The organism is Allobosea sp. P2_B12 (genome assembly GCF_056404835.1).
Genome location: NZ_JBFUDG010000009.1, coordinates 14,849 through 33,133 on the forward strand (window position 1 = coordinate 14,849; position 18,285 = coordinate 33,133).

20 protein-coding genes are annotated in these 18,285 nt (G+C 66.9%); 10 read left to right on the forward strand and 10 right to left on the reverse strand.

Annotation, left to right across the window (positions count from 1 at the left end):
- Positions 1-42 precede the first annotated feature (42 nt).
- Positions 43-579 carry a GNAT family N-acetyltransferase gene (locus tag AC1DYU_RS19620; RefSeq protein WP_476793087.1) on the reverse strand — a complete coding sequence of 179 codons (537 nt, stop codon included), beginning with the start codon at positions 577-579 and terminating at the stop codon, positions 43-45.
- Positions 580-819: 240 nt separating this feature from the next.
- Positions 820-1,965, reverse strand: a complete 1,146-nt coding sequence (locus AC1DYU_RS19625) for a type III PLP-dependent enzyme (protein WP_476793088.1) — start codon at positions 1,963-1,965, stop codon at positions 820-822.
- A gap of 739 nt (positions 1,966-2,704) precedes the next feature.
- On the opposite strand from AC1DYU_RS19625, the gene AC1DYU_RS19630 reads away from it, so the two are divergent.
- The 3 genes from AC1DYU_RS19630 to AC1DYU_RS19640 are packed head-to-tail and all read left to right on the forward strand — an operon-like array spanning position 2,705 to position 5,582.
- The gene (locus tag AC1DYU_RS19630; RefSeq protein WP_158486649.1) at positions 2,705-4,294 is read left to right on the forward strand and encodes a glucan biosynthesis protein G; all 1,590 of its coding nucleotides are present in this window, start codon (positions 2,705-2,707) and stop codon (positions 4,292-4,294) included.
- 29 nt (positions 4,295-4,323) lie between these two features.
- Entirely contained in the window at positions 4,324-4,599 is a 276-nt protein-coding gene (locus AC1DYU_RS19635; protein WP_476793089.1) for a GNAT family N-acetyltransferase, read from the forward strand.
- 20 nt (positions 4,600-4,619) lie between these two features.
- Positions 4,620-5,582 carry a glutathione S-transferase family protein gene (locus AC1DYU_RS19640; protein WP_476793090.1) on the forward strand — a complete coding sequence of 321 codons (963 nt, stop codon included), beginning with the start codon at positions 4,620-4,622 and terminating at the stop codon, positions 5,580-5,582.
- Here the strand turns inward: AC1DYU_RS19640 and AC1DYU_RS19645 are convergent.
- Positions 5,579-6,031: a Fur family transcriptional regulator gene (locus tag AC1DYU_RS19645; protein ID WP_158486646.1), complete on the reverse strand. Its 453-nt coding sequence runs from the start codon at positions 6,029-6,031 to the stop codon at positions 5,579-5,581. The genes AC1DYU_RS19640 and AC1DYU_RS19645 overlap by 4 nt on opposite strands.
- Before the next feature lie 193 nt (positions 6,032-6,224).
- On the opposite strand from AC1DYU_RS19645, the gene AC1DYU_RS19650 reads away from it, so the two are divergent.
- Genes AC1DYU_RS19650 through AC1DYU_RS19665 form a run of 4 tightly spaced genes read left to right on the forward strand, consistent with a single transcriptional unit; the run spans position 6,225 to position 9,701 of the window.
- On the forward strand, positions 6,225-7,073 hold the full coding sequence (locus tag AC1DYU_RS19650; protein ID WP_476793211.1) for a metal ABC transporter substrate-binding protein: 849 nt from the start codon (positions 6,225-6,227) through the stop codon (positions 7,071-7,073).
- Between the two features lie 2 nt (positions 7,074-7,075).
- The gene (locus tag AC1DYU_RS19655) at positions 7,076-8,005 is read left to right on the forward strand and encodes a manganese/iron ABC transporter ATP-binding protein (protein WP_476793212.1); all 930 of its coding nucleotides are present in this window, start codon (positions 7,076-7,078) and stop codon (positions 8,003-8,005) included.
- Positions 8,002-8,862 (forward strand): metal ABC transporter permease, encoded by an 861-nt coding sequence (locus AC1DYU_RS19660; protein ID WP_476793091.1) that lies wholly within the window; start codon positions 8,002-8,004, stop codon positions 8,860-8,862. Before AC1DYU_RS19655 ends, AC1DYU_RS19660 begins: the two co-directional genes overlap by 4 nt.
- Positions 8,859-9,701 (forward strand): metal ABC transporter permease, encoded by an 843-nt coding sequence (locus tag AC1DYU_RS19665; RefSeq protein ID WP_476793092.1) that lies wholly within the window; start codon positions 8,859-8,861, stop codon positions 9,699-9,701. The genes AC1DYU_RS19660 and AC1DYU_RS19665 overlap by 4 nt, the downstream gene beginning before the upstream one ends.
- Before the next feature lie 15 nt (positions 9,702-9,716).
- On the opposite strand, the gene AC1DYU_RS19670 is transcribed toward AC1DYU_RS19665, so the two are convergent.
- The 4 genes from AC1DYU_RS19670 to AC1DYU_RS19685 form a co-directional block, all read right to left on the reverse strand.
- Positions 9,717-10,538, reverse strand: a complete 822-nt coding sequence (locus tag AC1DYU_RS19670) for a transglutaminase-like domain-containing protein (protein WP_476793093.1) — start codon at positions 10,536-10,538, stop codon at positions 9,717-9,719.
- A 70-nt stretch (positions 10,539-10,608) separates the two neighbouring features.
- On the reverse strand, positions 10,609-11,613 hold the full coding sequence (locus tag AC1DYU_RS19675) for an LLM class flavin-dependent oxidoreductase (RefSeq protein WP_158486641.1): 1,005 nt from the start codon (positions 11,611-11,613) through the stop codon (positions 10,609-10,611).
- Positions 11,614-11,708: 95 nt separating this feature from the next.
- The gene (locus tag AC1DYU_RS19680; RefSeq protein WP_476793094.1) at positions 11,709-12,488 is read right to left on the reverse strand and encodes an SGNH/GDSL hydrolase family protein; all 780 of its coding nucleotides are present in this window, start codon (positions 12,486-12,488) and stop codon (positions 11,709-11,711) included.
- Positions 12,485-12,763, reverse strand: coding sequence for a hypothetical protein (locus AC1DYU_RS19685; RefSeq protein WP_476793095.1), 279 nt, complete (start codon positions 12,761-12,763; stop codon positions 12,485-12,487). The genes AC1DYU_RS19680 and AC1DYU_RS19685 overlap by 4 nt, the downstream gene beginning before the upstream one ends.
- A 165-nt stretch (positions 12,764-12,928) precedes the next feature.
- Between AC1DYU_RS19685 and AC1DYU_RS19690 the strand changes: the two genes are divergently transcribed.
- The 3 genes from AC1DYU_RS19690 (at position 12,929) to AC1DYU_RS19700 (ending at position 15,307) form a co-directional block, all read left to right on the forward strand.
- Positions 12,929-13,663 carry a response regulator gene (locus AC1DYU_RS19690; RefSeq protein ID WP_158486638.1) on the forward strand — a complete coding sequence of 245 codons (735 nt, stop codon included), beginning with the start codon at positions 12,929-12,931 and terminating at the stop codon, positions 13,661-13,663.
- Positions 13,660-15,003: a sensor histidine kinase gene (locus tag AC1DYU_RS19695; protein ID WP_476793096.1), complete on the forward strand. Its 1,344-nt coding sequence runs from the start codon at positions 13,660-13,662 to the stop codon at positions 15,001-15,003. Before AC1DYU_RS19690 ends, AC1DYU_RS19695 begins: the two co-directional genes overlap by 4 nt.
- Positions 15,004-15,106: 103 nt before the next feature.
- Entirely contained in the window at positions 15,107-15,307 is a 201-nt protein-coding gene (locus tag AC1DYU_RS19700; RefSeq protein ID WP_476793097.1) for a hypothetical protein, read from the forward strand.
- 26 nt (positions 15,308-15,333) lie between these two features.
- Here AC1DYU_RS19700 and serA read toward each other — a convergent pair whose 3' ends face one another.
- From serA to AC1DYU_RS19715, 3 genes are all read right to left on the reverse strand, one after another.
- Positions 15,334-16,590 (reverse strand): phosphoglycerate dehydrogenase, encoded by a 1,257-nt coding sequence (gene serA / locus AC1DYU_RS19705; RefSeq protein ID WP_476793098.1) that lies wholly within the window; start codon positions 16,588-16,590, stop codon positions 15,334-15,336.
- Positions 16,591-16,708: 118 nt separating this feature from the next.
- Positions 16,709-17,152 carry an NfeD family protein gene (locus AC1DYU_RS19710; RefSeq protein ID WP_476793099.1) on the reverse strand — a complete coding sequence of 148 codons (444 nt, stop codon included), beginning with the start codon at positions 17,150-17,152 and terminating at the stop codon, positions 16,709-16,711.
- A gap of 10 nt (positions 17,153-17,162) precedes the next feature.
- A complete protein-coding gene (locus AC1DYU_RS19715; RefSeq protein WP_158486633.1) occupies positions 17,163-18,143 on the reverse strand; it encodes an SPFH domain-containing protein in 981 nt (326 codons plus the stop codon).
- Between the last annotated feature and the right edge of the window lie 142 nt (positions 18,144-18,285).

An 18,285-nucleotide genomic window follows, 5' to 3' on the forward strand; every position in this document is an offset into this window, starting at 1 on the left:
CGTGACAGTCCCGGCGAAACGCCGGGACTGTCCTGGTTATCCTCAGGCGGCGCGGCGCACCGGCTCTGCCGGCAGGGCGGTGTGGTCCGGACGCCCGGTCGCGATGAGTACGCCAGCCGCCCCGGCGAGCGCGCCATCGCGCAGTTCGAGGGCAAGGAAGCGCTCGCGTTCCACCGGGCCCGGCATGGCGAGATCGCGGGTCAGGTCGCCGGAGAAGCCGAAGCGCTCGTAATAGGCGGCGTCGCCGACGAGCAGCACGGCGCCATGGCCGCGGCAGGCTGCGCGCCAGATCGCCTCGCGCATCATCGCGCGGCCGACGCCCTCGCCCTGCAGGTCCGGCGCGACCGCGAGCGGGCCGAGCAGCAGCGCGGGTTTGCCGGCCGCCTCGACATGCCAGAGCCGGACGGTTGCGACGACGACGCCGTCGCGCTCGGCGGTCAGGGCAAGACCATCAGCCGGCAAACGACCTTCGCGGAGCCGCTCGCTCGACTTGGCGGTGCGGCGCTCGCCCAGGCAATGGTCGAGCAGCGCCTCGCGGGCGGGAACATCGGCAGCGACCTCGTCGCGGATCGTGATCATGACGCACCTCCGGCCGGAGCGCCTGCGATTCCGCAGACCTTCCCGGCGCCGCGCGGGAGCGCGGCCACAACATCAAGGGATGAGGGTGGAAGAGGGTCCGGCGGGAGCCACGGCCGTGCCTCCATTCTTGGAAGACACGGACGCTCCGCCCGAAACCGCCGGGCGGCCTGCCGAACCTGGCAGGGCGCTTCGCCGGACCCGATTGGTGAGGGGCGCGGTTTTGGTCGCGCCCCGTTTTCGTCAGATGACGTACTGCCTCAGCGGCGGGAAGCCGTTAAAGGCGACGGCCGAATAGGTCGTCGTATAGGCGCCCGTGCCCTCGATGAGCAGCTTGTCGCCGATCTCCAGGCTGAACGGCAGCATGTACGGGGTCTTCTCGTACATGACGTCGACCGAATCGCAGGTCGGGCCGGCCAGAACGCAGGGCACCGTCGCATCGCCGTCGCGGGCGCTGCGGATCGGGTAACGGATCGCCTCGTCCATGGTCTCGGCGAGACCGTTGAACTTGCCGATGTCGAGATAGACCCAGGCGACCTGGTCGTCCTTGGCCTTCTTCGAGATCAGGACGACCTCGGTCTCGATCAGGCCGGCATTGCCGACCATGCCGCGACCCGGCTCGATGATGGTCTCCGGGAGCTGGTTGCCGAAATGCTTCGACAGCGCCTGGAAGATCGCATCGCCATAGGACGGCACGCCGGGGATCGGCTTCAGGTAACGCGCCGGGAAGCCGCCGCCGAGATTGACCATCGACAGCGAGAGCCCACGGGTGGCGCACTCCTTGAACACCGCCGAGGCGGAGCCCAGAGCGGAATCCCAAGCGTTCACATTGGCCTGCTGCGAGCCGACATGGAACGAGATGCCATGCGCGGTCAGGCCGAGGCGATGGCCGTGCTCAAGCACGTCCGCGGCCATGTCGGGCTCGCAGCCGAACTTGCGCGAGAGCGGCCAGTCGGCACCGGCACCGTCGCAGAGGATGCGGCAGAAGATCCGCACATCCGACGCGCCGGTCTTGTCGACCGAACGGGCGATCTTCTCGACCTCGGCCGTGCAATCGACCGCGAAGAGGCGAACGCCGAGCTCCATGGCGCGAGCGACGTCTCGCTCCTTCTTGATGGTGTTGCCGAAGGAGATGCGGTCGGCCGTCGCGCCGGCTGCGAGTGCGAGTTCGATCTCGACGACCGAAGCGCAGTCGAAGCTCGAGCCGAGCTTGGCCAGCAGGCCCAGCACTTCCGGCGCGGGATTCGCCTTCACGGCGTAGAACACGCGCGTGTCGGGAAGGGCCCGCGAGAAGGCATGATAGTTCTCGCCGACGACATCGAGGTCGATGACGACGCAAGGACCGTCATCGCGACGGGTACGAAGGAACTCACGGATGCGCTCGGTCATGAGACGCGTCTCCCTCCGGCGCAAGCGGCGCCGATGCGACATGAAGCCGGCCTGAGTCGGTCGGGCGGTCCACGGCGCGTTGGAAACGCCAAGGATCACCGAACGAAACGTCCGGACTCTGATAACCGTCGCTTGGGAAGACCCCGCACGCCCGGCAATGAAGGACAAGCCTCTTCGGTGCTGGTCTTTGGAGGACCAGCGAGACCAAAAAAAGCCCGTTCCGTCGTTGCTTTAAGCTGCGTCCCCCGTGGAGATTCGGGGTTCGCCGGTTTCGCCTCCGGCTGCCAGTCGCTGTTCGGAGAACAATTCCCTTGGGGGGAACCGGGAGGCGTGATTTGAGGGGATATCCATCCCCCTCCATCCGTCCTCCAACTCCTGGCGGCTGTCCGGCCTCTTGTCCGGATGCCCACCGACTGACACGCGGCCACAGGCACGTGCGAATTGGGTGAGCTGCATATACGGACGATGCCTCCCCTCCGCAAGGTTTTTTTGGACGCGGGGGTCGAATTGTCTGCGGCGGTCTGGATGGGTCGCTTTGGCCGCGATGCGGCGCATGGGAGATTGTCATGCGGCCCATTCGTCGAGCATCTGGGCCTGATGACGGCCTGAGCGTCGTCAGGTGCCGTCTCCTCGGGCGATCCCGCCCTAGACCGGCCCCAATTCCTCGCCTAAGTCACTGGCAGGCAAGCCTTTGACAATCCGCCTCCGACGGCGGCCAAGACCAGACGACGGACCCAGCATGACCTTCACGAACCGCCGCCGTGTCCTGGCGGGGCTTTCAGCCGCGCTGAGCCTCTCGACGGCTCCGTCCGTCCTGCTGGCGCAGCAACCCGCACCGCAGGCCGAACCTTCCGCCGAGCCGCCGCAGCCGCGCTTCGGCTTCGAGGAGGTGGTGCGCCGAGCCCGCGAGATCGCGGCCGTCCCCTATGATCCCGGCCCGAACCTGCCCGAACCGCTGGCGCGGCTGGATTTCGATTCCTGGCGCGACATCCGCTTCCGGCCGGATCGTGCGCTGCTCGCCCAGAACGGCTCGCCGTTCCGGATGCAGATGTTCCATCCGGGCTTCCTGTTCACGCGCCCCGTCGCGGTCAATGTCGTGCGCGACGGCGTGCCGACGCCGGTGCCCTACTCGGCGAACCTGTTCGACCAGGGCCGGGTCAAGTTCGACAAGCCGCTGCCGGTCAATCTCGGGTTTGCCGGTTTTCGGCTGCATTACCCGCTCAACGATCCACGCATCTATGACGAGCTGATCTCCTTCATCGGCGCGAGCTATTTCCGGGTGCTCGGCCGCGAGCAGCGCTACGGCCTGTCGGCGCGGGGGCTGGCGATCGGCGCCGGCGTGCCGGGCGGGGAGGAGTTCCCGATGTTCCGGGAGTTCTGGGTCGAGGCGCCCGCTGCCAACGCCGAGCGCGTCACGGTCTATGCCCTGCTCGATTCAGCCTCCGTGACGGGGGCCTACCGCTTCCATATCTACCCGGATGTCGATTCCGTGGTCGATGTCGGGGCGACCTTGTTCCCGCGCAAGCCGATCGAGAGGCTCGGCCTGGCGCCACTGACTTCGATGTTTTTCACCGGCGAGAACGACCGGCGGATCCATGACGATTTCCGTACCGAGCTGCATGATTCGGACGGGCTGATGATCCATTCCGGCACCGGCGAGTGGATCTGGCGGCCGCTGCGCAACCCCCGGCAGCAGGCGGTCTCCTCCTTCGTCGAGCGCAATGTCCGGGGCTTCGGGCTGATGCAGCGCGACCGCGTCTTCGAGCACTACCAGGATCTCGACCTGACCTATGAACTGCGCCCGTCCTACTGGATCGAGCCGCAGGGCGACTGGGGCGAGGGCGCGGTCGAGCTGATCGAGATCCCCACGACCGACGAGACCAATGACAACATCGTCGCGCTCTGGGCGCCGAAGACGCCGCTGGAGCCCGGCCGCGAATTTTCTTTTGGCTACAAGCTGACCGCGATGATGGATTCGAACGACCTGCATCCGGGCGGGCGCATCATCAACACCTATCAGGCACGGCCGAAGGCGCTTGGGTCGGGCGAGCCGGTGCCAGCGGGAGCGCGGCGCTTCATCGTCGATTTCGCCGGTGGCGACCTCGACTATCACCTGCGCCAGCCGGAAAAGGTCGAGATCGTGCCCTCGATCGCCTATGGCCGGATCGACCGTGCCTTCATCGTGCCAAACCCGAAGACGCAAGGGTTTCGCGCCTTCATCGACATCGTCGTCGAGCCGGGGCAACTCGCCGAAATGCGCGCCTTCCTCAAAAGCGGCGAAAAGACGCTGACCGAGACCTGGAGCTATCCGTGGCGGGCCGAGGTCTGAGGGCGGCCATCCGGCAAAAAGGAATGAACATGGACCAGGTCATCGACAACCCGGCGGAGAACCGTTTCGAACTCGCGCTGCCGGATGGCACCGCGATCGCCGCCTACAGGGTTGAGGGCGAGAGGATCGTGCTGGTTCATACCGAGGTGCCGCAGGCGCTGTCGGGGCAGGGCGTCGGCTCGCGATTGGCGCATGGCGTTTTCGAGCTGATCCGGACGAGCGGCCGCAAGGCCGTGCTGCGCTGCACCTTCATGCAGGGCTGGGCCGCGAAGCATCCGGAATACAACGACATCATCGACGGCTGAGGCTGCGGAGAGGGTTTGCGATGGGCCTGCTCGTCGACGGGCACTGGCACGACCAGTGGTACGACACCGCCAAAAGTGGCGGGCGCTTCGTGCGGCAGGACAGCGCCTTCCGCAACTGGGTGACGCCTGACGGCGCGCCCGGCCCGAGCGGCACGGGCGGCTTTCAAGCCGAGGCCGGCCGCTATCATCTCTATGTCTCGCTGGCCTGCCCCTGGGCGCATCGAACTTTGATCTTCCGGGCGCTCAAGGGGCTGGAGGCGATGATCGACGTTTCGGTCGTGCACTGGCTGATGCTCGACAAGGGCTGGACCTTCGCAGCCGGAGAGGGCGTCGTGCCCGATCCGATCGGCGGGGCAGGCTTCATGCATGAGGTCTATACCCGCGCCGACCCGCATTATACCGGCCGCGTCACCGTGCCGGTACTCTGGGACAAGCGGACGGGCACGATCGTCAGCAACGAATCCTCCGAGATCATCCGGATGTTCAATTCGGCCTTCGACGGGATCGGCGCGAAGGCGGGCGATTATTATCCGCCGGCGCTGCGCCCCGAGATCGACGCGCTGAACGAGCGCATCTACGGGACGGTCAATAACGGCGTCTACAAGGCCGGCTTCGCGACGACTCAAGGTGCCTATGAAGAGGCCGTCGGACCGCTCTTCGAAACGCTTGACTGGTTGGAAGAGCGACTGGAAACGCGGCGCTTCCTGACCGGCGATACGATCACCGAGGCCGACTGGCGGCTGTTCACCACACTGATCCGGTTCGACGCCGTCTATGTCGGGCATTTCAAGTGCAATACCCGGCGGATCGCCGATTATCCGCGGCTGAGCGCTTATCTGCGGGCGCTGTTCCAGGTCGAGGGCGTCGCCGGCACAGTCGATCTCGGGCACATCAAGCGGCACTATTACGAGAGCCACCGCACCATCAATCCGACGGGCATCGTGCCGGTGGGGCCGGATCTGTCGGATCTGGTGAGCGGCTAGCCCTTCTTGCCGCGCGAGGCGCCTGGGCGCTTCTTGCGACCGTAGAGCTCCAGCCGGTGGCGGACGAGTTCATAGCCGAGCTCGGCGGCGATGCGACGCTGGAGTTCCTCGATCGCATCCGAGGAGAACTCGATCACCTCGCCGCTTTCGACGTCGATCAGATGGTCGTGATGCTCTTGGCCGGCGTGCTCGTAGCGCGAGACGCCGTCCTCGAAGGCGTGGCGCTCGATCGCGCCTTGCGTCTCCAGCAGCTTCATGGTGCGATACACCGTGGAGAGCGAGAGCGTCGGATCATGCGCGAAGGCGCGGGTGAAGATGCCCTTGGCGTCGGGGTGATCGTCAGCCTCGGCGAGCACGCGCAGGATCAGCCGGCGCTGCTGCGTCATCCGCAGCCCGGCATCCCTGAGTTGGCCCTCGAAGCCGGCCACGCGCTGCTCGATACCCGTCATGTCGCCGGCATAGCAATTCTGAGAGGCATTTGCAAAAACTCCTTATTGCAAATAACTCGCAACTGCATTGACAGATGCAAGTGCGTTGCAATAGCGTGATGGCATGATTGGACATCCGACAGGAGACCGCATGCGTTCGCGTCGATTTTTCATGAGCTTGAGTGCCGCCGCGCTGTTGGCGGGCGGATTGGCGATGGGGTCGGGGGTCGCGCTGGCGCAAGACAAGAAACTGCGCGTCGTGACCACCTTCACGGTGATCCAGGACATCGCCCAGAACGTCGCCGGCAATGCCGCGATCGTCGAATCGATCACCAAGCCCGGCGCCGAGATCCATGACTACCAGCCGACGCCCCTCGATGTGGTGAAGGCGCAGTCGGCCGATCTCGTGCTCTGGAACGGGATGAACCTCGAACGCTGGTTCGAGCGCTTCTTCGAGAACGTCAAGAACGTGAAGAGCGCGGTCGTGACCGAGGGCATCGTCCCGATGGGCATCAAGGAGGGGCCCTATGAGGGCAAGCCCAACCCGCATGCCTGGATGTCGACCCAGAGCGCGCTGATCTATGTCGAGAACATCCGCAAGGCGATGGCTGAGGCCGATCCTGCGCAGGCCGCGACTTACGCGGCCAACGCCAAGGCCTATTCCGACAAGATCAGGGCCGTCGATGCGCCGCTGCGCGCGCGTCTCGACAAGGTGCCTGCCGACAAGCGCTGGCTCGTTTCCAGCGAGGGCGCCTTCAGCTATCTCACCCGCGACTATGGCTGGCGCGAAGCCTATCTCTGGCCGATCAATGCCGACCAGCAGGGCACGCCGCAGCAGGTGCGCCGGCTGATCGACCTCGTGCGCAAGAACAAGATCCCGGCCCTGTTCAGCGAAAGCACGATCTCCGACAAGGCGGCCAGGCAGGTCGCCCGGGAGACCGGCGCCACCTATGGCGGTGTGCTCTACGTCGATTCGCTTTCGGGCGAGGACGGACCGGTGCCGACCTATCTCAAGCTGCTCGAAGTCACGGTCGACACGATCGCCAAGGGTTTCCGTCAGTGAATATCTCTACGACTGGCCTGCCGGGCTCTGCCGATGTGAAGCCCTCCATCGTCGTCGAATGTGTCACGGTGCGCTACGGTAACGGCGTCACCGCGGTGAACGATGCCTCCTTCGCGCTCGGTGCCGGCACGATCTGCGCGCTCGTCGGCATCAACGGCTCGGGCAAGTCGACGCTGTTCAAGACGCTAATGGGCTTCCTCAAGCCGGCGCGGGGCTTGGTCTCGATCGCCGGCCTGCCGGTGCGCCAGGCTTTGAAGCGCGGGCTCGTCGCCTATGTGCCGCAGGCCGAGGAGGTCGACTGGAGCTTTCCCGTCCTGGTCGAGGACGTGGTGATGATGGGCCGCTACGGCCATATGGGCTTTCTGCGCATGGCAGGCCAGGCCGATCGCGAGGCGGTCGAGCAGGCGTTGACCCGCGTCAACATGCTGGAGTTCCGCAAGCGCCAGATCGGCGAATTGTCGGGCGGGCAGCGCAAGCGCGTCTTCCTGGCGCGGGCTCTGGCGCAGGGTGGGCAGGTCATCCTGCTCGACGAGCCCTTTACCGGCGTCGACGTCAAGACCGAGGATGCGATCGTCGCGCTGATGCGGGAGTTGCGGGCGGAAGGCAGGCTGATGCTGGTCTCGACGCATAATCTCGGCTCGATCCCGGATTTCTGCGACCAGGTGGTGATCATCAACAGAACGGTTCTGGCGGCCGGGCCGACGCAGACGACCTTCACCCATGACAATCTCCAGCGCGCCTTCGGCGGCGCGCTCAGGCATTTCCGCCTCGGCGGCGCCGATCTGCATGATGATGACGACCAGCGCCACGTCACCGTCATCACCGACGATGAACGCCCGCTCGTGCTCTACGGCAAGCGGGAAAGCGAGACGCTGGCTCCCGGCAAGACGAATGGCGCAAAGACGGATGGTGAGAAGGATCCGGCGCCATGATCGAGCTGCTGCTCGAGCCGTTCGGCTATCAATACATGGTCAAGGCGATCTGGGTCTCGGCGCTGGTCGGTGGGGTCTGCGCCTTCCTGTCATGCTTCCTGATGCTGAAGGGCTGGTCGCTGATGGGCGATGCGCTGGCGCATGCCATCGTGCCCGGCGTTGCGCTGGCCTATCTACTCCAGGTGCCCTATGCGGCCGGCGCCTTCTTCTCGGGGTTGCTGGCGGCACTCGCCATGGCCTTGGTCAGGGTGCGCACGCAACTGCGCGAGGACGCCGTCATCGGCATCGTCTTCACCACCTTCTTCGCGGCGGGGCTCCTGATCGTCTCGATCAATCCGACCTCGGTCAACGTCCAGTCGATCGTGCTCGGCAACATCCTCGGCATATCCGACGAGGACGTGATCCAGGTCGCGATCATCGCCGCGGTTTCGCTCGTCGTGCTGGTGGCGCGCTGGCGCGACCTGATGCTGGTCTTCTTCGATGAGAACCAGGCGCGTGCGGTGGGCCTGTCGCCGATGCGGCTGAAGATCCTGTTCTTCGTGCTGCTCAGCGCCTGTACGGTCGCGGCGCTGCAGACGGTCGGGGCGGTGCTGGTGATCGCGATGGTGATCACGCCGGGCGCCACGGCCTATCTGCTGAGCGACCGCTTCGGCCGGCTGATCTGGATCGCAGTCGGACTCGGCGTCGTCACCAGCGCGGCGGGCGCCTATGCGAGCTATTTCCTGGACGGCTCGACCGGCGGGCTGATCGTGGTGTTCCAGACCATCCTGTTCCTGCTCGCCTTCGTCTTCGCGCCCAAGCATGGCCGGCTCGCGGCCGCCCGTGCGGCGCGCGCCGTGTCGGAGTCGGCGCCATGAACCTCATCGAAACCTGGCTGATTGCGCCGCTAGCGCATGAATTCATGCAGCGCGGCCTTGTCGTCGCGGTGCTGGTCGGCGTCGTCTGCGCTGTCTTGTCCTGCTTCCTGATCCTCAAGGGCTGGTCGCTGATGGGCGATGCGGTCTCGCATGCGGTGCTGCCGGGCATCGTGCTGGCGCAGGTCGCTGGCCTGCCGCTGGCGGCGGGTGCCTTCGTCGCGGGCCTCGGCTGCGCGCTGTCTATCGGCTATCTCAAGGAGAACAGCCGGGTGAAGGAGGACACGGTGATGGGCATCGTCTTCTCCGGCATGTTCGCGCTCGGTCTGGTGATGTTCGTCAAGGTCGACAGCGACCAGCACCTGCTGCACGTCCTGTTCGGCAACATGCTCGGCGTGCGCTGGGAAGACATCGCCGAGACGGCGGCGATCGTGGTGCCGACGATTGCGGTGATGCTGGCCAAGCGCCGCGACTTCCTGCTGCTCGCCTTCGATCCGGCCCATGCCCGTGCGATCGGCCTGCCGGTGCGCCTGCTGAACTTCGGCCTGCTGATGCTGCTGGCGCTGACCATCGTCGCGGCGCTCAAGGCGGTCGGCATCATCCTCGTCGTCGCCATGCTGATCGCGCCCGGCGCCATCGGCTTCCTGACGACGCGGCGCTTCGACGCGATGCTGGCGGTCGCCGTTACGGCGGCGACCGTGTCGAGCGTGATCGGAACGATCCTGAGCTATCATCTCGACGGGGCGACCGGCCCGTGCATCGTCGTGGTGCAGGCGGTGTTCTTCCTGATCGCGCTTGGGCTCAACTTGCGCCGTTCGGCGAGGCGCGCGGCACTCGCCTGATCAGTTCCTGCCCGATCATGCGGCCTGCAGCCCGGCATCGTCACTGCCAGCATCATCCTGGGCGCGCGTCACTGTAATCGACTGGTTCAGGCACTGGCAGTTGAACTGGCTGGTGAGGAAGGCGATATCGGCGGCGTCGCGGCCGCTGGCGATGCGGACGATGCCCTCGACCGGCGCGAGCTGCGTCGGGTCGACCAGCCACCAGCCGCCGTTGAGATAGACTTCGAAGATCGCGTGGAAATCCGGCGGGTCGAGGTCGAGCGCATAGGCGCTGACGGCGCGGGCGGGGATGTTCAGCGCGCGGGTCAGCGCGATGCCGAGATGGCTGAAGTCGCGGCACACGCCGGCCCGGTCGATGAAGGTCTGCTCGGCGGTGGTCTGCGCGTGGCTGACGCCATGGACATAGTCGAGATGCTCATGCAGCCAGTCGAGCACGGCGAGGATGCGGGAGCCGCCGGCCTCGATCTCGCAGAACTCGCGCTGGGCGAAGCGCATGAACTCGTCGGAGGGCGAGAAGCGGCTCGGCAGCAGATAGGGCAGCACGTCCTGCGGCAGCTCCGACCAATCGTGCTGGCGCGCATAGGGCACGAGCGGGATGCGCTTGCCGTTGTCGACCAGCGCCTGATAGCTGATCTGAACCTGGCCGGAGAGGGCGGTGCGGAAGCGGCGCTCGCCCGTCACTGGGTCCTGATCGCGGACGAGGACAGCATCGGGCGAGATCTCCAGGCTTTCGGAGATGATGATCTGGTCGGGCGAGCGCGCGGCCTCGATCGCCGCGATCACCTGCGTGTCGCTCTCGAAGCCATAGGTCAGCGTCGCCGACACGTTGAGTTTCATGGTCGCCCCCGGGTGCATTGCAGCATGGAAACCCGGCCAACGCCACGACGAGGTGGAAGTTCCGCCGATCTCAGGCGGCTTTCGCCGCCCCGATCTCCGGCGCGATGCTGGCGAGGATTTCAAAGGATCGTTTTCGCGCCGCATGGTCGAAGATCGGCGCGGTTGCCATGATCTCATCGGCCTGTGTCGCTGCGATGAAGGCGCTGAGGCTGCGCTTCAGCGTCTCGGGCGAACCGATGAAGGCATAGCGCAGCATTCCAGAGACATGCGCCTTCTCGGCCGGCGACCAATAGGTCTCGATGTCGTCGATCGGAGGCTGGAGCTTGCCGCGCGCGCCCCGGACCATGCCGACGAAGCGCTGCTGCAGCGAGGTGGCGAGATAGCGCGCCTCGGCATCGGTCTCGGCCGCGATGACGTTGATGCCGGGCATGGCATAGGATTTTTCGAGCTGCTCGGAGGGCTTGAAGCGCTCGCGATAGATCGCCATCGCCTGCATCAGCGCGTCCGGCGCAAAATGCGAGGCGAAGGCATAGGGCAGGCCGAGTTCGGCCGCGAGTTGCGCGCCAAACGTACTGGAGCCCAGGATCCAGAGCGGCACATTCAGCCCGGCGCCGGGCACGGCCTGGATCGCCTGATTGGGACCTGCGGGCGCGAAGAAGGCCTGCACCTCCAGGACATCCTGCGGAAACTGGTCGGATGCCATCGGGCTGCGCCGCATCGCCCGCATGGTCATCTGGTCGGTGCCCGGCGCGCGGCCGAGGCCGAGATCAATGCGGCCGGGGAAGAGCGCCTCCAGCGTGCCGAACTGCTCGGCGATGATCAGCGGGGCGTGGTTGGGCAGCATGATACCGCCGGCGCCGACGCGGATCGTCTTCGTCGCAGCGGCGAGCTGGCCGATCACGACGGATGTCGCGGCGCTGGCGATGCCGGTCATGTTGTGGTGCTCGGCGACCCAGTAGCGCGTGTAGCCGAGCGCTTCGACATGGCGGGCGAGATCCATCGAGGAGCGGAGCGCGTCGCCCACCTCCTGGCCTTCGCGAACGGGAACGAGGTCGAGGACGGAAATGGCGACCATGGAGGCCTCTGCTGATGCTTGCGCACCGGGGGCCGGTGGCGTCGGCCCTCAGATAAGGAGGCCGGCAGCGCCGATCCAGAGGCCGCGCCGATCCGTCATGGCCTGCCTGCGTTTGCGTTCTGGCTTACTGCTGGGGAGGGCGGTCGGCCGGCGGCGAGCACCGGACAGAGCGTCGGTGCGATGCGGCCATAGGCCCGCTCGTAATCGGCGAGATGCAACCCGTCCGTCAGGGTGTCGTCGGCGCTGAAGCTGCTGGCGACGCGGCAGGAGGGGCTCGCCCGGCAGGAGGCCTCGGCCGAGGCTGAAATGGCGGTGGCGGCCCCTGCCGAAAACCCTTCGACCTGCCTGACATCGATGGTGGGCAGGCCCGTGACGACCACCAGATCGGCCGTATGGGACAGCCGCCTCAACAGCGGCCGAAAACCCTGGCGAAACCGGGTCACCGCGTCGGGTGTGTCACGGAAGCGCTTACGGTTGGCGTCATTGGTGCCAACCGTGAGGATGATCGCGCGCGGCGGGCGCGGCAGCGAGATTTGCGTGAGCAGTGCGTTGGTGTCGTCGGCGGTTGCCCCATCGACGCCGGCATTGACCACGGGCAGGCCGCAAAATTCGCGGGCACGCCAGCGGACGACATGGGAATCGCCGGAGGCGAGCAAATAGTCGCCGTCGACCCGGCCGAGGTCTGAGGCGATCTCGGCGAGACGCTGGTCGCGATAGGAGGTGAGCGGTGCGGCGATGCGGCCGATCGCCAAGCCCGCCAGCGAGCCGAAGCTGAGGGCGAGCGGCAGGATAAGGACGATCGCGAGCACGAGGCGGTGAGGAGCTGGTCTCCAGGCTTGAGCCTGGGGCTGGCGCCCGAGCGGCAGTGCGGTCATGGCCGGGCTCCCGACGTCGCGAGCCGGCACGGTTCCTGCCGGGCGATCCGGGTGGAGGGCGCGGGCTGGTCCCGCCCGGTGACCGGGTCGCGATAGCTGGCCTGCGTGCAGGCTGCGCCGCCACGAAGGGCGAAGCCGTCGCGCGTCAGCAGCACCGGCAGCGCCCAGAGCCACAGCGCAACGGCGCCCGACAGGGCGATGCCGGCCCCGGCGCGCCGTAGTGTCAGGCGAAGCGGGGTGGCGGTTTCAGGAGTGGAGGAAGCAAGTCTGAACATGGCGTCATCGAGCGCCGCGGCCCGACCGGTTGTGTGGCGGTCAGTTTTCTCGATGACGTCTGGCGGCAGGCTTCTGGTATCGTTGTTTTTCCAGGCCCGGAGGCAGACATGATCGGAAACAAATCCGGCCACGACCTTGCCGCGAGCCGCGGCTAGAGCCGGCCCATGACACGAACCCCGCATATCCTCATCGTCGAGGACGACCGCGAGATCGCGACGCTGGTGTCGCGCTTCCTGCGCAACAATGATTTCCGTGTCAGGGCCGTCCCGAACGGGCGCGAGATGGATGTCGCGCTGCGCGACGGCCGCTTCGACCTGATCGTGCTCGATCTGATGCTGCCGGGCGAGGATGGCTTGAGCCTCTGCCGCCGGTTGCGCAATGACGGCGCAATCCCGATCATCATGCTCACCGCCAAAGGCGAGGAGATCGACCGCATCCTCGGCCTCGAAATGGGTGCCGACGATTATCTGGTGAAGCCGTTCAACCCGCGTGAGCTGCTCGCCCGCATCCGCGCCGTGCTGCGGCGGGCCGGCAGCGCGCCGGAGCCCGAGGCCGGCGAGAGCACCGTGCTGGCGTTTTCCGGCTGGCGGCTCGACAAGGCCGTGCGGCGGCTGTTCAACCCGCAGGGCGAGCGGGTGATGCTGACCGGGGCGGAGCTCGACCTGCTGCTGGCCTTCTGCGAGCGGCCGCGCCGCGTCCTCTCCCGCGACCAGCTTCTCGATCTGACGCAAGGGCGCGTGGCGGCGCCGTTCGAGCGCTCGATCGATGTGCTGGTCAGCCGCCTGCGCCAGAAGATGGAAAGCAATCCGCGCGAGCCCGAGCTGATCCAGACGATCCGCTCGGGGGGCTACATGTTCTCGCCCGAGATCCAGTCCTCGCCGGAAAGCGCGCGCGAATGAAACGGCTGCTGCTGCGCCTCCTGCCGGCACGGGCCGCGGCGCAGATCACCGTCATCGTGATCGGCTCGCTGGTGCTGGCGAATCTGGTCACGGTCATGGCGCTGATCGTGCTGCTTCCGCCTGAGCTGAAGCGCCTGCCGAACCTGCCCTATGTGACCGAGCTCGTCGCGCTGGCACGGCAGGTCCAGGCCGCGCCGACGCCCGAGGTGCGGCAGACCATCATCGAGACCGCGCTTTCCGCCAATCCGCGCCTGTCGCGCCTGCCGCCGGACGCCCGCTCGACGGATCGCAGCCTGCCCAAGCCGGACCGGCAGATGCTGGGCGATCTCGAGGAGGAGTTCGCCGGGATCGCGCAGGTGCTGGTGCTGGATTCGCCGGATGGGCGGCGCGGGCCGCCGCCGGTCGCCTTGCGTTTCGCCGATGGTTCGGGCCTCGCGATGGCGCCGTCGCCGATGACGCCGCCGCCGCGGGGCACGGCCTTCATCGTCTATTTGATCGTGATGTTGGCCTCGCTGGCGACGCTCGTCGGGCTGCTCTCGCTCTGGGCGGCGCGGGCAGTGGCCTCGCCGCTGTCGCGCCTGGCGGAGGCCGTCGACCGCTTCGATCCGGACCGCGACGATATCCTGGCGCCCGAACAGGGACCTACCGAGGTCAAGCGGTTGGCAGGCGCCTTCGGCGGCATGGCGGCGCGCATCCGGCGGCTCGTCGACGACCGCACGCGGATGCTGGCCGCCGTCAGCCATGATCTGCGCACGCCGATCACGCGGCTGCGGCTACGGGCGGAGGAGATCGCCGATGGCGCGCAGCGCCAGGCCATCCTGGCCGATCTCGCGCTGATGGAACGGATGGTCGGCGGGGCCCTGTCCTATCTGCGCGATGGGCGCGCCTCGGGCAGCATGGCCGCGACGGATATTCCGGCGCTGCTCCAGACGATCTGCGACAACTTCGCCGATCTCGGCCATATCGTCGTCTTCGAGGGGCCGATGCGGGCCTCGGCGCTATGCGATTCCGACCAGATGACGCGCGCCGTCACCAACCTCGTCGACAACGCGATCAAGTTCGGCGGCAAGGTCGTGGTCAGGCTGGACGATGGCGATCCCGCGGCCATCGCCGTTCATGTCGAGGATGACGGGCCGGGCATTGCGCCCGATGAGCGCTCGAAGGTGTTCGAGCCGTTCTACCGCAGCGATCTGGCGCGCACCCTGAAGCAGGGCAGCGGCTTCGGGCTTGGCCTTTCGATCGTGCGCGCCATCGCCGAGGCGCATCGCGGCGAGCTCACCCTGGCGGAGCGTCAGGGCGGCGGCCTCTGCGCCACGATCGCCTGGCCGCGCCGCTGGTAGCACCGGGCACGGGAGAAGGCGGCGAGGGGAACGCGCCGCGGCCTTGCGCGTTGCCCCTGATGAACGCCCGCAGCGATGTGGGCACTGTCGAAAAGGGGTTGCCATGACGACGCATCCGAATCCGACGAGCACCAATCCGGCCAAGGAAAGCCTGCGCAAGGAACAGCGCGAGCAGCGCAAGGCCGTCGAAGAGCACGGCGAGGATGCCGAGCTGCACAAGGCTCTGGAAGACACCTTCCCGGCCAGCGACCCGGTCGCAGCGCAGGCGCCGACAAAGCCCGGCGCCAGCAAGCAGCATCACTGAGGCTGCAGGCTTCCCTGTACTGTCGATCAGGCGCGCTGGTAGAGCAGCCGCGCCCTGATCGTGCCGTCCAGCGCGCGGATCTCGCGCAGGATGTCGCGCGCGTCGTCGCCGATGCTGTCGGCCTCCATGACGACATAACCGACCTCACCATCGGTCTGGTAGTTCTGTGCGGCGATGTTGACGTTGCGGCTGGCGAAGACGTCGTTGAGGCGCCGCAGCATGCCCGGCACGTTGCGCTGGACATGGATGAAGCGCGTACCGATGGGGCGCGGGGCGAGCTGGACCTGCGGGAAGTTCACCGCGCCGACCGTCGAGCCGACATCGGAATAGTCGATCAGCTTGCGTGCGACCTCGGCGCCGATGCGCTCCTGCGCCTCCTCGGTCGAGCCGCCGACATGCGGCGTCAGGATGACGTTGGGCAGCCCCTGCAGCGGCGAGACGAAGCGGTCATTGTTGGAAGCCGGCTCGACCGGGAAGACATCGACGGCCGCGCCCGCCAGATGGCCGCTCTTCAGGGCCAGGGCCAGCGCGTCGAGATCGACGACAGTGCCGCGCGAGTTATTGATCAGGTAGCTGCCGGGGTTCATCGCGGCAATCTGCTCGGCACCGATCATGCCATGCGTCTGCGGCGTCTCCGGCACATGCAGCGAGACAATGTCGGCCGAGCCGAGCAACTCGTTCAGGCTGTCGACCGGCTCGGTGTTGCCATGGCGCAGGCGGTCGGTCTGGTCGTAATAGATCACCCGCATGCCCATCGCCTCGGCCAGCGTCGAGAGCTGGCTGCCGATATTGCCGTAGCCGACGATGCCGAGCACCTTGCCGCGAACCTCGAAGGCGCCGTCGGCCGACTTGTCCCAGCCGCCGCCATGGGCCGAGACCGAGCGGTCGGTGATCTTGCGCAGCAGCATGACGATCTCGCCGATCGTCAGTTCGGCGACGCTGCGGGTGTTCGAGAACGGCGCGTTGAAAACCGGCACGCCACGGCCGCGCGCCGCCTGCAGATCGACCTGATTGGTGCCGACCGAAAAGCAGCCGACGGCGAAGAGCCGGCTCGCATGGGCGAAGACCTCGTCGGTGAGTTGCGTGCGCGAGCGGATACCCAGCACATGCACGCCCTCGACGGCTTTCAGCAGCGCGTCGCGGTCGAGGGCCTTGGGCAGGCGCGTCATGTTGGTGTAGCCGGCATTCAGCAGCAGGTCGGCGGCGGAATCGTTGATGCCTTCCAGCAGCAGGACCTTGATGCGGTCCTTCGACAGGGACAGGCGTTCGCTGGGCAGTGTCATGATGACGATCGGGCTTTGGCGAGGGACGGTCTTGGGGCGAGGAGCGCCCGCTATAGACCTCGCCCCGCGCCGGATAAACCGTTTCTTCGCATGAGAGCCGTGCGCAGGTGCCGCAGGCTCAGGCTTTCTCGACGATCAGCGTCGCGCCATCGACGCGCACGACGCGGACCTCGCTGCCGGCGAGCAGTTCCGGCCCCGTGATGCGCCATGAGGAATCGCCGACGCGGATGCGGCCCTCGCCGCCGGTCATCGTCGCGTCGAGCTTGTAGACCTTGCCGATGAGCTGGCGGCCCCGGTCGTTCAGGCCCGTGGCGACATCAGGCTCCTCTCCCTTGCGGCGTGTCAGAAGGTGCCCGACCGCGACGCAGACGAGGCTGAAGCCCGCGAAGACGAGCGCCGCCGCCTGCCAACCGATATCGGCGAGCCCGACGATCGCACCGGTCAAAAGCGCGGCGAGCCCGAGCCAGATCAGGAAGACGCCCGGCGCCAGCATCTCGCCGCCGATCAGGATCAGGCCGAGGATGATCCAGCTCCAGGCGCCCAGCGTATCGAAGAACGGCATCAGCGGACCCTCACGCGCCGCCGCGGCCGGTCGACGGCACGGAACCCGTCCGCCTGGCCTCGACCGCCTCGTCGCCGAAGACGGCGCGGGTGAGCTGCGCGATGCCGCCGACAGTGCCGGCGAGCGCTGCCGCCTCGATCGGCACGATCACCAGCTTGCTGTTGGGCGCGCTGGCGAGCGCCTTGAGCGCGTCGGTGTAGCGCTCGGCGAGCAGGAAGTTCGCGGCCTGGATGTCGCCCTTGCTGATCGCTTCGGAAACCATCGCGGTTGCCGAGGCTTCCGCCTGGGCGGAACGCTCGCGCGCCTCGGCGTCGCGGAAGGCGGCTTCCTTGCGGCCCTCGGCGGCGAGGATCTGCGACTGCTTCATGCCCTCGGCCTTGAGGATCTCGGCCTGTCGCATGCCGTCGGCCTCCAGCACGGCGGCGCGTTTCTCGCGCTCGGCCTTCATCTGCCGGTTCATCGCGCCGACGATGTCGGCCGGCGGCAGGATGTCCCTGATCTCGATGCGCGTGACCTTGACGCCCCAGGGCGAGGCGGCGGCATCCATGACGCGCAGCAGCCGCTCGTTGATCTCGTCGCGATGCGAGAGCAACTGGTCGAGATCCATCGAGCCGACGACGGTGCGGATATTGGTCATGGTCAGCGTCATCAGCGCCTCGTCGAGCGCGGAGACCTCGTAGCGCGCCTTGGCGGCATCGAGGATCTGGTAGAAGGCGGCGGCGTCGATGCGCACGCCGGCATTGTCCTTGGTGATCGCCTCCTGCGAGGGAATGTCGAGCACCTGCTCCATGACATTCACCTTGTGCCCGATGCGGTCGACATAAGGCACGATCAGGTTGAGGCCGGCGCTGAGCGTGCGCGAATAGCGGCCGAAGCGCTCGACCGTGTAATTGTAGCCCTGCGGCACCGTCTTCACCAGGAAGGCGATGGTCATCACGACCAGCACCACGAGCACGATGACGAAGATGCTGAAGCCCGACAGCGTGTTCATGCGATGCGTCCCTTCTTCCATGCGGGCGGCGCACCTTGCCGCTAGGCGATGCAACCTGACGATTGCGACAGGCGAATGCAAGATCGGTCCAGTGAGCCGTGGGGGCGGCCGCCGTGATGCCCAACCTGTGCGATCTTGGCCG

Bases quoted from the DNA above. Each gene is read 5' to 3' on its own strand.
- AC1DYU_RS19620 (WP_476793087.1), bottom strand. From the start codon at position 579: ATGATCACGATCCGCGACGAGGTCGCTGCCGATGTTCCCGCCCGCGAG.
- AC1DYU_RS19625 (WP_476793088.1), bottom strand. From the start codon at position 1,965: ATGACCGAGCGCATCCGTGAGTTCCTTCGTACCCGTCGCGATGACGGT.
- AC1DYU_RS19630 (WP_158486649.1), top strand. From the start codon at position 2,705: ATGACCTTCACGAACCGCCGCCGTGTCCTGGCGGGGCTTTCAGCCGCG.
- AC1DYU_RS19635 (WP_476793089.1), top strand. From the start codon at position 4,324: ATGGACCAGGTCATCGACAACCCGGCGGAGAACCGTTTCGAACTCGCG.
- AC1DYU_RS19640 (WP_476793090.1), top strand. From the start codon at position 4,620: ATGGGCCTGCTCGTCGACGGGCACTGGCACGACCAGTGGTACGACACC.
- AC1DYU_RS19645 (WP_158486646.1), bottom strand. From the start codon at position 6,031: ATGACGGGTATCGAGCAGCGCGTGGCCGGCTTCGAGGGCCAACTCAGG.
- AC1DYU_RS19650 (WP_476793211.1), top strand. From the start codon at position 6,225: ATGGGGTCGGGGGTCGCGCTGGCGCAAGACAAGAAACTGCGCGTCGTG.
- AC1DYU_RS19660 (WP_476793091.1), top strand. From the start codon at position 8,002: ATGATCGAGCTGCTGCTCGAGCCGTTCGGCTATCAATACATGGTCAAG.
- AC1DYU_RS19665 (WP_476793092.1), top strand. From the start codon at position 8,859: ATGAACCTCATCGAAACCTGGCTGATTGCGCCGCTAGCGCATGAATTC.
- AC1DYU_RS19670 (WP_476793093.1), bottom strand. From the start codon at position 10,538: ATGAAACTCAACGTGTCGGCGACGCTGACCTATGGCTTCGAGAGCGAC.
- AC1DYU_RS19675 (WP_158486641.1), bottom strand. From the start codon at position 11,613: ATGGTCGCCATTTCCGTCCTCGACCTCGTTCCCGTTCGCGAAGGCCAG.
- AC1DYU_RS19680 (WP_476793094.1), bottom strand. From the start codon at position 12,488: ATGACCGCACTGCCGCTCGGGCGCCAGCCCCAGGCTCAAGCCTGGAGA.
- AC1DYU_RS19685 (WP_476793095.1), bottom strand. From the start codon at position 12,763: ATGTTCAGACTTGCTTCCTCCACTCCTGAAACCGCCACCCCGCTTCGC.
- AC1DYU_RS19690 (WP_158486638.1), top strand. From the start codon at position 12,929: ATGACACGAACCCCGCATATCCTCATCGTCGAGGACGACCGCGAGATC.
- AC1DYU_RS19695 (WP_476793096.1), top strand. From the start codon at position 13,660: ATGAAACGGCTGCTGCTGCGCCTCCTGCCGGCACGGGCCGCGGCGCAG.
- AC1DYU_RS19700 (WP_476793097.1), top strand. From the start codon at position 15,107: ATGACGACGCATCCGAATCCGACGAGCACCAATCCGGCCAAGGAAAGC.
- serA (WP_476793098.1), bottom strand. From the start codon at position 16,590: ATGACACTGCCCAGCGAACGCCTGTCCCTGTCGAAGGACCGCATCAAG.
- AC1DYU_RS19710 (WP_476793099.1), bottom strand. From the start codon at position 17,152: ATGCCGTTCTTCGATACGCTGGGCGCCTGGAGCTGGATCATCCTCGGC.
- AC1DYU_RS19715 (WP_158486633.1), bottom strand. From the start codon at position 18,143: ATGAACACGCTGTCGGGCTTCAGCATCTTCGTCATCGTGCTCGTGGTG.